This window comes from Clostridium sardiniense, from assembly GCF_050584765.1.
Taxonomy (GTDB): Bacteria; Bacillota; Clostridia; order Clostridiales; family Clostridiaceae; genus Clostridium; species Clostridium sardiniense_A.
This window is the reverse complement of sequence record NZ_JBNOOR010000001.1, coordinates 1,857,673-1,870,667: the sequence shown is the minus strand read 5'-3', so window position 1 is coordinate 1,870,667 and position 12,995 is coordinate 1,857,673. Positions and strand designations below refer to the sequence as shown.

Annotated in this window: 12 protein-coding genes and 1 other annotated feature; of the genes, 11 read left to right on the top strand and 1 reads right to left on the bottom strand. The window is 28.8% G+C overall.

Annotated features, from left to right (window positions below):
- The first annotated feature begins 15 nt into the window (after nt 1–15).
- The 9 genes from ACQPUW_RS09230 to ACQPUW_RS09190 all read left to right on the top strand — a co-directional run bounded on the left by ACQPUW_RS09230 (nt 16) and on the right by ACQPUW_RS09190 (nt 9,881).
- Nucleotides 16–291 (top strand): iron-sulfur cluster biosynthesis family protein, encoded by a 276-nt coding sequence (locus ACQPUW_RS09230; RefSeq protein WP_430837149.1) that lies wholly within the window; start codon nt 16–18, stop codon nt 289–291.
- Nucleotides 288–1,331: a type 2 isopentenyl-diphosphate Delta-isomerase gene (gene fni / locus ACQPUW_RS09225; protein WP_430837148.1), complete on the top strand. Its 1,044-nt coding sequence runs from the start codon at nt 288–290 to the stop codon at nt 1,329–1,331. Before ACQPUW_RS09230 ends, fni begins: the two co-directional genes overlap by 4 nt.
- A gap of 82 nt (nt 1,332–1,413) precedes the next feature.
- On the top strand, nt 1,414–1,551 hold the full coding sequence (scfA, locus tag ACQPUW_RS09220; protein WP_035279055.1) for a six-cysteine ranthipeptide SCIFF: 138 nt from the start codon (nt 1,414–1,416) through the stop codon (nt 1,549–1,551).
- Nucleotides 1,552–1,619: 68 nt separating this feature from the next.
- Complete coding sequence (scfB, locus tag ACQPUW_RS09215; RefSeq protein WP_430837147.1) at nt 1,620–2,975, top strand: thioether cross-link-forming SCIFF peptide maturase; 1,356 nt, start codon at nt 1,620–1,622, stop codon at nt 2,973–2,975.
- A 28-nt stretch (nt 2,976–3,003) separates the two neighbouring features.
- Nucleotides 3,004–4,215 carry a M16 family metallopeptidase gene (locus ACQPUW_RS09210; RefSeq protein ID WP_430837146.1) on the top strand — a complete coding sequence of 404 codons (1,212 nt, stop codon included), beginning with the start codon at nt 3,004–3,006 and terminating at the stop codon, nt 4,213–4,215.
- Nucleotides 4,216–4,434: 219 nt separating this feature from the next.
- The gene (locus ACQPUW_RS09205) at nt 4,435–5,850 is read left to right on the top strand and encodes an aminotransferase class I/II-fold pyridoxal phosphate-dependent enzyme (RefSeq protein ID WP_430837145.1); all 1,416 of its coding nucleotides are present in this window, start codon (nt 4,435–4,437) and stop codon (nt 5,848–5,850) included.
- 143 nt (nt 5,851–5,993) lie between these two features.
- Complete coding sequence (locus tag ACQPUW_RS09200) at nt 5,994–6,461, top strand: hypothetical protein (protein ID WP_430837144.1); 468 nt, start codon at nt 5,994–5,996, stop codon at nt 6,459–6,461.
- Between the two features lie 117 nt (nt 6,462–6,578).
- The gene (gene hcp / locus ACQPUW_RS09195) at nt 6,579–8,222 is read left to right on the top strand and encodes a hydroxylamine reductase (protein WP_430837143.1); all 1,644 of its coding nucleotides are present in this window, start codon (nt 6,579–6,581) and stop codon (nt 8,220–8,222) included.
- Between the two features lie 345 nt (nt 8,223–8,567).
- Nucleotides 8,568–9,881: a sodium-dependent transporter gene (locus ACQPUW_RS09190; RefSeq protein ID WP_430837142.1), complete on the top strand. Its 1,314-nt coding sequence runs from the start codon at nt 8,568–8,570 to the stop codon at nt 9,879–9,881.
- 57 nt (nt 9,882–9,938) lie between these two features.
- Here ACQPUW_RS09190 and ACQPUW_RS09185 read toward each other — a convergent pair whose 3' ends face one another.
- Entirely contained in the window at nt 9,939–10,712 is a 774-nt protein-coding gene (locus ACQPUW_RS09185) for a histidinol-phosphatase (RefSeq protein WP_430837141.1), read from the bottom strand.
- 167 nt (nt 10,713–10,879) lie between these two features.
- Nucleotides 10,880–11,144: a binding site (T-box leader), on the top strand.
- 66 nt (nt 11,145–11,210) lie between these two features.
- Here ACQPUW_RS09185 and ACQPUW_RS09180 point away from each other — a divergent pair.
- Nucleotides 11,211–11,693 carry an Lrp/AsnC family transcriptional regulator gene (locus ACQPUW_RS09180; protein ID WP_430837140.1) on the top strand — a complete coding sequence of 161 codons (483 nt, stop codon included), beginning with the start codon at nt 11,211–11,213 and terminating at the stop codon, nt 11,691–11,693.
- The gene (locus ACQPUW_RS09175) at nt 11,690–12,859 is read left to right on the top strand and encodes a pyridoxal phosphate-dependent aminotransferase (RefSeq protein ID WP_430837138.1); all 1,170 of its coding nucleotides are present in this window, start codon (nt 11,690–11,692) and stop codon (nt 12,857–12,859) included. Before ACQPUW_RS09180 ends, ACQPUW_RS09175 begins: the two co-directional genes overlap by 4 nt.
- The last annotated feature ends 136 nt before the right edge of the window (nt 12,860–12,995 follow it).

Below are 12,995 nucleotides of genomic sequence, written 5' to 3'. Positions count from 1 at the left end.
TAAGGAGATGATTTTATGAATATAAATATAGATGAAAAAGCAAAGGAAGCATTAATAAAATTAGGTGCAAATTCACAGGATGAATATGTTAGAATAAAAGCAACACTTTCTTGTGGTGCTTCTTATTATGAATTATTTACTGATTTTAAAAGAGAAGATGATAAAGTATTTAATATAGATGGAATAAAATTTGTGCTAGATGAATATTCTGAAAAGGCATGTGATGGTACTACAATCTTGTATGATAAAGATAAGTATATTAATGGATTTTATATAAAGGAGAATAAATGAAGGATTTAGAAAAGAGTAAGAATAGAAAGCTAGAGCATATAAAACATGCTATGGAAGCCTATTCTAAAGAAGATTATTTTAAAGATATAAAGATTTTTAATAATTCTGTACCAGAAATAAATTATGATGAAATAAATCTTAAATGTAATTTTTTAGAGAAAAAAATAGATATGCCAGTTATGATAAATGCCATGACTGGTGGAACAGATTTAAGCTTTGAAATAAATAGAGATTTAAGCATTATAGCAAAGGAATTTAATATTCCTATGGCAGTTGGATCACAATCTATAATGTTTAAGGATAAAGAATTAGAGAGAACATTTAAGGTAGCTAGAGAGAATAATAAAAATGGTATTATTCTCTCTAATTTAAGTGCACTTAGTTCTTTAGAAAATGTAAAAAGAGCAATAGACTTAATAGAAGCAGATGGAATTCAGCTTCATTTAAATCCAGCACAGGAATTGGTTATGACAGAAGGGGATAGAAATTTTAAGGGAATGCTAAAAAATATAGAAGGTATAATAAAAAATATAAGTATTCCAGTTATTGTGAAGGAAGTTGGAAGTGGGATTAGCTTTGATGCTTGCAAAGAATTAATAAATGCTGGTGTAGAGTATGTGGATGTTGGCGGAAAAGGTGGAACAAGCTTTATTAAAATTGAAGTATTAAGAAAAACTAGTGATATATTCGAAGAAATAGAAGAGATTGAAATACCAACACCTCAATCAATTCTTTTCTGCAAGCTTGCAAAACCAGATTTAAATATAATATCATCTGGAGGAATAAGCAAAGGAAGTCATATAATAAAGTCTATAATGCTTGGTGCAAATATAAGTGGTATATCAGGACCTATACTATATAAATATTTGAATGGTGGAATGGAGGAAGTTATAGAATATATAAATTCATTAAAGGAAAATACTAAAATACTTATGGGATGTTTAGGTTGCGAAACTATTGAAGATATTAAAAAAGTAAAATATTACTATAAAGAGGAAGATATTATTAAAAACTTTGTTAAATCTAAAATAAATATCTAGTAACTATCCAATAAGTGTAGAAGATACAAGCTGTTTGTGTTATAATTTTCATGTTATTCTTTAATAATGGAGGAGTAAGTATATGAAACACATAAAAACAATTAATAAAACAAACATCAAGAACAGTTTAAAGAAACCAGGATGCAAGGAATGTGCAAACTCATGCCAATCAGCATGTAAAACTTCATGCACAGTTGCAAACTTAGAGTGCGAAAACTAATAAATAAGCAGTAACTTAAACTTAAGTTGCTGCTTAATTATTAATGTAATTTAGGAGGAAGTTTTAAAATGGCATTAATACATAAATTTAAACAAGGAGACAATTGTTTTGTCTTAGATGTTAATACAGGAGCAGTTCACGTTGTTGACGAACTAGTTTATGACTTAGTAGATGACAATGGATTAAGAGATAAGAATACAGTTGTAAATGAATTAAAATCAAAATATGATGAAAAAGAGCTTAGCGAAGCTTATGATGAAATAAAACAATTAGTAGATGAGGACATGCTTTATACAAAAGATATGTATGAAGATATAGCTCATAGCTCAATGGATGATAGAGACTATATAAAGGCTGTATGCTTAAACATTATCCATGGATGTAATTTAAGATGTAAATATTGTTTTGCAGATGAAGGTGAATATCATGGACATAAAGGTGTTATGGATATAGAAACTGCAAAGAAAGCAATAGACTATGTCGTAAAGAGAAGTGGTCCTAGAAGAAATATAGAAATAGATCTTTTTGGTGGAGAACCAACTCTTATAATGGATACTATTAAAGAAATAATAAAGTATGCAAGAGATAATGAAGAAAAGTGGAAGAAAAATATAAGATTCACTATGACAACTAATGCAACTCTTTTAAATGATGAAATGATGGAATTCATGGATAAAGAAATGGGTAATATCATACTTTCATTAGATGGAAGAAAAGAAGTAAATGATAATGTAAGAATTAAAGTTGATGGTTCAGGATCATATGATGATATACTTCCAAACATCAAAAAGATGGTTGAAAGAAGAAATAAAGATAAGATGTTCTATGTAAGAGGAACATTTACAAGAGCAAACACTGATTTCTATGAAGATGTTATGGAAATGGCTAAAGAAGGCTTTAGAGAAATATCAATAGAACCAGTTGTATTACCAGGAGAGCATCCTCTTTCATTAAGAGAAGAAGATTTAGATACTATCTTTGAAAACTATGATAAGCTTTATGATGAAATGGTTAGAAGAAAGAGAGAAGGGGATGAATTTAGATTCTACCACTTCAATGTAGATCTAAATGGAGGACCATGTGTGTATAAGAGAATTTCAGGCTGTGGAGCTGGATTTGAATATGTAGCAATAACTCCTCAAGGTGATGTATATCCATGTCATCAATTTGTTGGTAAGGAAGAATACAAATTAGGAACAATATTTGATGATAGCTATGATAAGGAACTTGGAAGAGAGTTTAAGAAAGCTCATATATACAACAAACCAAAATGTAAAGATTGCTGGGCAAGATTCTACTGTAGTGGAGGATGTCAAGCTAACAATGTAAACTTTAATGGTGATATACATGTTCCTTATGAAATAGGATGTAAGATGCAAAAGAAGAGAATTGAATGTGCAATTGCATTAAAGGCAGCAGAATAAATTTTAAAATATTTTGGAGTGATAAATTTTGAAAGAGTATATCCTTGAAAATGGAGTAAAGTTAATATATAAAAAAAATATATCAGATCTTACTTCAATATGTATATCTTTAGATGCTGGAGCTTTAAGAGATGAAGAAAAGTATGGAATAGCACATGCTACAGAGCATATGGTTTATAAAGGAACAAAAAATAGAAGCGAAGAAGATATAAATAAAGAACTTAGTGAAATTTTTGGATTCCAAAACGCTATGACAAATTATCCATATGTAATATACTACGGAACTCTTTTAGGGGAAGATTTAGAAAGAGGAGTAGAACTTTTCTCAGATATTATTATAAATCCTTCCTTTAAAAACGATGGCTTTAAAGAAGAGATTAGTGTAATAGTTGAAGAGTTAAAAGAGTGGGATGAAGATTTAGAGCAATATTTAGAAGATAAACTATTTTTAAATGCATTTGAAAGTAGAAGAATAAAGTATCCTATAATAGGTACATTTAATAGTTTGAAAAATATATGCTTAGAAGATATTAAAGAATTTTATAAAAAGACATATTTCCCAAGGAATACTAAAATTGCAGTTGTTACTTCATTAGATTTTGATGTAGTCTTAGATATAGTTAAAAGATATTTTGAAGAGTGGAACAGTACACTAGATACAATAGATGAAATAACTTATGAAACTCCTTATTCAAAAGTCTTTGAAGATATAAAAGGTGATATAAAAACTAGTAAAATACAAATAAATTATCCTATCGATAAACTTTCGGAAAAAGAAGTAAGAGCACTTAGAATATTTAATGAATATTTTGGAGAAGGTATAAACTCTAAACTTTTTGATACATTAAGAACTAAAAATGGATTAGTATATGATGTATTAACGAGAGTTTGTCATGAAAATGGGATAAAATTTTATAAAATTACATTTAGTACATCAAAAGAAAATGTGGATAAAGCACTATCTCTAATAGATGAGTGTGTTTATGAAATTAAAAATCTTAAAAATACAATTATTGAATCTGAACTTTTAAAGTGGAAAAAGAGTTTTAAGCTTAAAAGATTATTTAGAGAAGAGCAAAGCATTATTTTAGCTAAAGAATTATCTACTTATGAGACTATGTTTAATGACTATAGAGTTTATATTAATGAAACGGAAGATATAGATGATATTGATATAGATTTTATAACAGATACTTTAGAAAAAGTATTTAAAAATAAATTAGTTCAAATTATCAAATAAAAAAAGTTGCCTTATTAGCTTAGGGCAACTTTTTCAGTTATATAAATATTCAAAATTAGATTATAACCTTGTATAATTTATATAGTTAAAGCCATATTATGTTTTGAATGTTAATATAAATTAATTTATTTTAAATAGAGAGTTTAAGGAAAATTAAAGGGTTTAATTAGAATATTATAAACTGAATGGAAGAACTTATTAAAAATAAGGAGAAGTACTATGAGTAGAAAAATACCAATATTACAAACACTATTAGATTATCATAACGAAAATAATTTGATTTTATCAATGCCAGGGAATAAGTGTGGCATAGGGTTTTTGAAGGATGATATAGGAAAAGAATTTGCAAATAGACTTGGATTTCTAGATATAACAGAAAATGATCCTTTGGATAATCTTCAACACCCAGAGGGAATAATAAAAGAGGCAGAAGAACTTTTAGCAAAAACTTATAACGGAAAAAAAGGTTATTTTATGGTTAATGGAAGTTCAGGTGGAAATATAATTTCTATATTTAGTGCTTTTAATGAAGGTGATGAGGTACTTGTTGAAAGGAACTGTCACAAATCTGTATATAATGGATTGATATTAAGAAAACTTAAAGTTACTTATATAGAGCCAGTAATAGATAAGGAAAGAGATATATTCTTGCCACCAGATAAGAGTAAAATTTATGAAGCATTAAGTAAAAGTAATAATCCAAAAGGTATAATATTAACTCATCCAAACTATTTTGGTATAAGTTATGTCTTAGAAGATATAATTAAAGATTTAAAAAATAGAGGTTTGAAGGTTGTAATTGATGCAGCACATGGAGCTCATTTTGGAATAAATGAAAGATTACCTAAAAGTATTACACAAGTTGCAGACTATACAATTTTAAGTGCTCATAAGACAATACCAGCATTAACACAAGGTGGATATTTAATTGTAAATGATGAAGAAGGAAATGTAGAGTTTTATAAAAATGCATTACTTACAACATCTCCATCATATCTTTTAATGGCATCTTTAGATTATGCAAGATACTATTTAGATGAATACGGAAATTTAGATTATGAAGAACTTATAGATAGAGCGGAGGCTTGGAGAGAAAGGATAAATAGTCTAAAAAAAGTTCATATATTCTCAAGAGAAGATTTAAAAGAAGGCTATGAATTTGATTTAAGTAGATATCTAGTATTACTTCCTAAAGGGTATAGTGGACACAAGCTTCATGATTATCTGAGAAGAGAAAAAATTCAATCAGAAATGAGTTTTTCAAGAGGGGTAGTTTTAATATTATCACCATTTAATAAAGAGGATGATTTTAAAAAGGTATATGATGCCATAGAGAAACTAAAAATTGATGATATTAAAGAAGAAGGAGATTGTAAATTTTTTGACATTACACCAGAGAAGGTTTTAGAGCCTTATGAGGTCTTTGAAAAGCCCGGAAAACTTTGCGAAATTAAAGAATCAATTGGACTTATAGCTAAAGAAGCTATAATACCATATCCACCTGGTATACCATTAGTTTGTCAAGGGGAAAGAATCACACAAGAAGTTGTAGATATGGTTATCAGTTATATAAAAAATAAGAAGGATGTAATTGGTCTATATAAAGATAGTTTCAAGGTTATAGAGAAAAAATAGTTTAAATAGAACATAGGATTTAAGTCTTATGTTTTATTTTTTTGTATATTTCTAGAAGGAAATACTGGTAACAATAAGAGACATAATTCATATAGTATATTATAAGGATAAAAACTAAGTATACAAAAGAGAGGTAGGAAATTATGGGTAATTATAATAGAGACTATATGGAAAATAGAAGAAGACAACGTGATTGTGATTGTGACAAAAATGATTGGGGCAAAGATAAGTGCAAAGATAAATGGGAAGATAAATGCAAAGATAAATGCAAAGATAAAGATGATAAATGTGAAAAATTTGAAAAATGTGCAAAAGAAATGTCAGAGAGAAATCAAAAGTTAATCGAATGCATAAATAGAAAGTTAAAAGAAATAATTTGCTTACAAGAAGAAGGCGAAAAGAGTCTTGAAAGAGCTGCACGTTTATTTGAACAAGCTGAAGAAAGAACAAAAGAAGTTGAATGTTTAGTTAGAAAACTTAAAGAAATGGAAGAAAAAAAAGATTGCTGTTGCGAGAAAGCTATAAAATGTTTTAAAGAAAAATGCGAAGAAGAAGAGTGCGAAGAAGAAAAATGTGAACACGATTGTGATGATTGCTGGCGTTGCAGATAATTAATTTATAAAGAGACTATAAAAAGAGAATTTTTTATAGTCTCTTTTTTACATAAAAAAAGTATAAGAAAGGAATTATATATTATATTAATGCAATTATAAAGGAGAGAGTTATTTATGGAAAATAAAATGTTTTGTTATCAATGCGAGCAGACAGTTGGTGGGAAAGGGTGCACTAGATTAGGGGTATGTGGAAAGACACCAGAAATCGCAAATCTTCAAGATCTACTTATATATCAATTAAAAGGAATAAGCTCATATGCTAAAAAATTTATTGAAAATGGAGATAACGTTCCTAAAGAAATAGTGAGCTTTATAGAAGATTCTTTATTTACAACATTAACAAATGTAAACTTTGATCCAGATACACACATTAGATTATTAAAGAAATCACAAGAACTAAAAGAAAAATTAAGAAATGAAACTGGATATAAATCAAATAGAGTTCAAGCTACATACAATATCCCTTCTACAAAGGAGGAAATGTTAAACGAAAGTGAAAGAGCTGGAATAATGTATGATGAAGAATTAGATCCAGATATAAGATCATTAAGACAAACAATAGTTTATGGACTTAAAGGAATTAGTGCATATGGACATCAAGCAAGATTCTTAAATTATTTCTCTGATGAAGTTGATAACTTTTATGTAACGGCATTAGAAGCTACAACAGATGATAGCCTAACATCTGAAGATTTAATTAAAATGACTATGAGAACAGGTGATATGAGTGTCAAAGTAATGGAAATATTAGATCATGCAAATACAGAAAGTTATAATCATCCAGAACCTCAACTTGTAAATGTAAATATAAAGAAAGGTCCATTTATAATAGTATCAGGACATGATTTAAAAGATTTAGAGATGCTTTTAGAGCAGACAGAAGGAAAGGGAATAAACATTTATACTCATGGAGAAATGCTTCCAGCCCATGGTTATCCTAAACTTAAAAAGTATAAGCATCTTGTGGGGAATTTCGGAAGTGCATGGCAAAATCAACAGGAAGAATTTGATGGAATACCGGGATGTATTTTAATGACAACGAACTGCTTGATGAAACCAAGAGAAAGTTATAAAGATAGAATATTCTCAACAAGTGTTGTTGGATGGGATGGAATAAAACATATAAAAAGAAAAGAAGATGAAACAAAAGATTTTAGTGAAATTATAAAGAAAGCATTAGAGCTTGGTGGTTTTGAGAAGGATGAAGAGAAAAAAGAAATAATAGTTGGCTTTGGACGTAATGCAACATTATCCAATGCTGATAAAATCGTAAATGCAGTTAAAGAGGGAAAGATTAAACACTTCTTTTTAATTGGAGGTTGTGATGGAGCACGCCCAGGAAGAAACTATTATACAGAAATGGCACAAAAAGTACCAGAAGATTGTGTTATATTAACATTAGCATGTGGTAAATATAGATTTAATAAATTAGAATTTGGTGAAGTAGCAGGATTACCGAGATTGTTAGATGTAGGGCAATGTAATGATGCATATTCTGCTGTAAGAATAGCTCTAGCATTAGCTGATGCTTTTAATACAGATGTTAATGGATTGCCGTTAGCTATTGTATTATCATGGTATGAACAAAAGGCTGTTGCTGACCTTTTAGCCCTTTTATCATTGGGAGTAAAAGGAATATATTTAGGACCATCATTACCAGCCTTTTTAAGCCCAAATGTTCTTCAATATTTAATGGATAATTTTGATTTAAAAGCAATAAGCACTCCAGAAGATGACTTGAAAGCTATATTAAATTAATAAAATAATTTCTAAAATAATAAAAATATATTAATATAATAGAGAAAAAATATAGACTTTTTAAAATGTATATGATACAATCATAAAAAACTTAGGAGGATGATTATGAATACAATATCTAAAAATATAGCAAAAATATATAATGTAAATTTCTTTAGCTACTTTAGATAAGGATTGTATTTATGAATCATCATAGATGCAATCCTTAAGAAGGAGATGTATCTATGGTGGCTAAGTTTAACATTATTTAGATAATTAAGCCACATAGGTAAACTATGTGGCTTTATTTTTTTATTGCCACATAGAATATTCTATGTGGTTTTTATTTTTTTAGGGGGTCATAAAATGAATAAAAGAGAAAATTTTAAAAGTAGTAAAGGGTTTATTCTATCCTGTGTAGGGGCAGCAATTGGGCTCGGAAACATATGGATGTTTCCATATAGAATGGGGAGCAATGGAGGTGCTGTATTTTTAATACCATATCTATTCTTTGTACTAGTACTTGGAACAACAGGGCTTATAACTGAATTTTCATTTGGAAGAATGTTTGGAAAAGGAAATCTAGAAGGTACAAGGTTAGCTTTTAAAGAAAGAAAATTATGGGGAGGTAGATTAATCGGAATAGTTCCTGTACTGGGTTTATTTGGAATATTCATGTTTTATAATGTAGTGGTAGGTTGGATTATTAAATATTTTACTATAAGTGCAAGTGGAGAATTTAAGAATGTAAACTTAGGTGATTATTTTGAAAGTTTTGCTGGAAGTAATGAAACTATAATTTGGAATGGAATAGCAATATTTATAACTGTCTTAATAGTTTGGTTTGGTGTAGTAAAAGGAATAGAAAAAATAAATAAAATAATTATGCCAATGATGTTTATAATTTTATTACTTCTAGCAGTTAGGTCTCTAACATTAGATGGAGCAATGGAAGGAATTAAGTTTTTATTAGTTCCTCAATGGGAATATCTATTAAAAGCTACAACTTGGGTTAATGCATTAGGACAAGCCTTCTTTACTGTATCAATTACAGGATGTTGCCTAGTTGTTTATGGAAGTTATACAAAGAAAGAATTTAATATACCAAGAGCTGCTATTTATACAGCTATTTTTGACACATTAGCTGCACTTCTTTCAGGATTTGTTATAATGCCAGCAGTATTTGCTTGTGGATTAGATCCATTAGCTGGACCACCTCTTTTATTTATAACAGTTCCAACTATATTTGCAAGTATACCAGGAGGACAAATATTAGGTGCATTCTTCTTTTTCAGTGTATTCCTTGCTGCTATTAGTTCATCGATAGCAATGTTAGAAGGTCCTTGTGAAGCATTAATATCACAAGCTAAATTAACTAGAAGAAAGGCTATATTGATATTAGCTCTATTAGGATTCATATTATCAATACCTTTAGATTTGAATATGAATATATTTAATAATTTTACAAACTTTATTACCATAATACTTTCACCAATTGGTGCTCTAATAACTATGATAGTATTTTATTATGTACTTAAAAAAGAAGACGTATTAAAGGAAATAAATACTGGGAATTCTAAAGAACTTGGCAATGGATTTTATTATTTTGCAAAATATGCGTTTGTTTTAATAACAATAGTAATTATTATATTAGGTATTATATTAGGCGGAATCGGATAAGATTTTTAATAATATAGAGGATAGGCATTTAAACAAATGCCTATCCTCTTATATTAATTAATCAATTATATCTATTAAGTTAAGCTCCCATTCTTTTGCCATATTTATAGTTTTAATTACTATATCATCATATATTTGAGATGGGGCATGTGCATCAGCAGATGCTAGTACTCTTACATTTGATTCTCTAACTTTATCCCAAAATCTTTTATGTGGATACCTATATCTTTTTCCATCGGGAAAATCAACTAAGCCACGACGAACTCCATTTGCATTTATTTCTAATATAGCATTATTTCTTTTAGCAGCTTCGATAATTATATTAGAGGCCTTTTCTGAATTTTTATCCCAGGAAAAGTTATTTAAAAATATTAAATCAGGGTGAGCTAGGAATTCAAAAAGTTTTGTATCTAAAGCTTCACTTACAGCTTTAGCATAAGTTATAAAGTAATCTGTACTAGAAAGCTCAAAATTATTAATGAAGGGCTCTTTATCTGTTATACATACATGTTGACCAAGAAGTAAATAATCAAATTTAGTTAGAAGTTTTTTATAGTAATCAGTTTGATCTTTAAAATATTCTATTTCAAGGCCAATTTTTATGTTTATTTTATCCTTATATTTTTCTTTTAAGAAATTTATTGAATCATAATAATCATCTAATTCATTATATTGCATTCTAAGATCAAATCTATTATCAGGATATGGACCGTGATCACTAAAGCCTATAGTATGTAAGCCTTTGTTTATTGCCTCAATAACATATTCTTCATCAGAACCTTCAGCATGTAAGCATCTTTTGGTATGAGTATGATAGTTTGACTTTTTCATATAAATCCTCCTACATAAAATTTTTAATTAAATCATATCCTAAATAAGGTTTTAATTCAATATTATTACTTATTATAGATAGAAATATAATAAAGTGTGAAAAAATTAAGAAAAAAGGTATTGAATTTATTAAAATATAATCATATAATATAGAAAATAAATAAATGTAAAAAGTTTGGAAGAGGAAGAGTACATTTGGATATAACTTTTAAGAGAGCTAAAGAGTGGTGTGAATTTAGTAAGTTAGCCTTATGGAAGCAGCCTTGGAGTTGTCTATTGAGAAATAAGCTTATTGCTTAATAAAATAGTACCGGAGTCCTACCGTTAAAGAGGAAGGAATATAATATGTATTCTTACTGAGTGAGTAATTATAGTAATATTTTTACTTATTAGGGTGGTACCGCGAAAGAGTTAGTAACCTTCGTCCCTTTTTTAGGGATGAGGGATTTTTTTATTTTAAAAGAAAAAGATTATTGAGGTCTATAGGGAGGAATAAAAATGGAAGAAATTCTTGAAGTATTAGAGAAAAACAGTAGATATACTGATGAAGAAATAGCCATAATGACAGGTAAAACAGTAGAAGAAGTCAGAGATGCTATAAGAGATTATGAAGAAAAGAATATAATTGCAGGTTATACGACTTTAATCAATTGGGAAAATACAGGAAGAGAGACAGTAACAGCTTTAATTGAAGTCAAAATAACTCCACAAAGAGGAGAAGGATTTGATAAAGTAGCTGAGAGAATATATAAATTTTCAAATGTAAAAGCATGCTATTTAATGAGTTCAGGAGGTTTTGATCTAACTGTTATAGTTGAAGGGAAAACAATGAAAGAAGTTGCTATGTTTGTATCTGAAAAACTTTCAGTACAAGAATATGTTCAAGGGACAGCAACTCACTTTGTACTTAAGAAATATAAAGATCATGGAACAATATTTAAAGATAAGAAGATGAATGATAGGGAGGCAATATTTATATGATGATGGAAAAAATGATTTTAAGCAAAGTAAAGGACATGCCCCCATCAGGTATAAGAAAATATTTTGATATGATAAATGAGATGGAAGATGTTATATCCCTTGGTGTTGGAGAGCCTGATTTTGTTACACCTTGGAATGTTGTAGAAGCTGGAATATATTCATTGGAGAAAGGTCATACTCATTATTCTTCAAATGCAGGTTTTATTGAATTAAGAGAAGAGATATCAAACTATATGAATAGAAGATACAATCTTTCTTATAAAGCAGACAGTGAAATATTAGTAACTGTTGGAGGTAGTGAAGGTATTGACTTAGCACTTAGAGCTTTAGTTGGACCTGGTGATGAAGTTATAATACCAGAACCAAGCTTTGTAGCTTATAGAGGATGTACTGCATTTACTGGGGCTACAGCAAAAATAATTAATTTAAGAGCAGAGGATGATTTTAAACTTACGCCAGATATGCTTAGAGAAGCGATAACTCCTAGGACAAAAGTAGTAATACTACCGTTTCCTAATAATCCAACAGGAGCTATAATGACAAGAGAGGAGCTTGAAAAGATTGTTGATGTATTAAAAGATAAAGAGATAGTGATCTTATCAGATGAGATATATAGCGAATTATCCTATGATAAGAAGCATGTATCAATTGCAAGTTTTCCTGAGGTTAAAGATAAAACACTGATAATAAATGGATTTTCAAAGGCCTATGCAATGACAGGTTGGAGACTTGGATATGCATGTGGAAATGAAGTATTAATAGATGCTATGAAAAAGATACATCAATATGCAATTATGTGTTCTCCAACTACTGCTCAATATGCCGCTATAGAAGCACTTAAAAATGGCGATGATAGTGTAAAAGAAATGGCAGGAGAGTATAATAGAAGAAGAAGAGTATTAGTTGACGGATTTAGAAAAATGGGACTAGATTGTTTCGAGCCATTAGGAGCTCTTTATGTATTTCCTTGCATTAAATCAACAGGAATGACATCGGATGAATTTTGTGAAAAACTTTTAATGGATGAAAAAGTTTTAGCAGTACCGGGCAATGCATTTGGAGATTGTGGAGAAGGATTTATACGAGCATGCTATGCAGCGTCAATGGATGATATAATGGAAGCTGTTAAAAGAATAAGAAGGTTTATAGAAAAACATAAAAGATAATATATCGAATTATTAGTAAGTGATAATAGTGTTACTATTATCACTTTTTTTGTTAAATAGTATAAATAAAAATTTTTATGAATTTCAATTCATTTAATGTTGAAAAAATATTGCAAAAAGATTAATATTATATGTA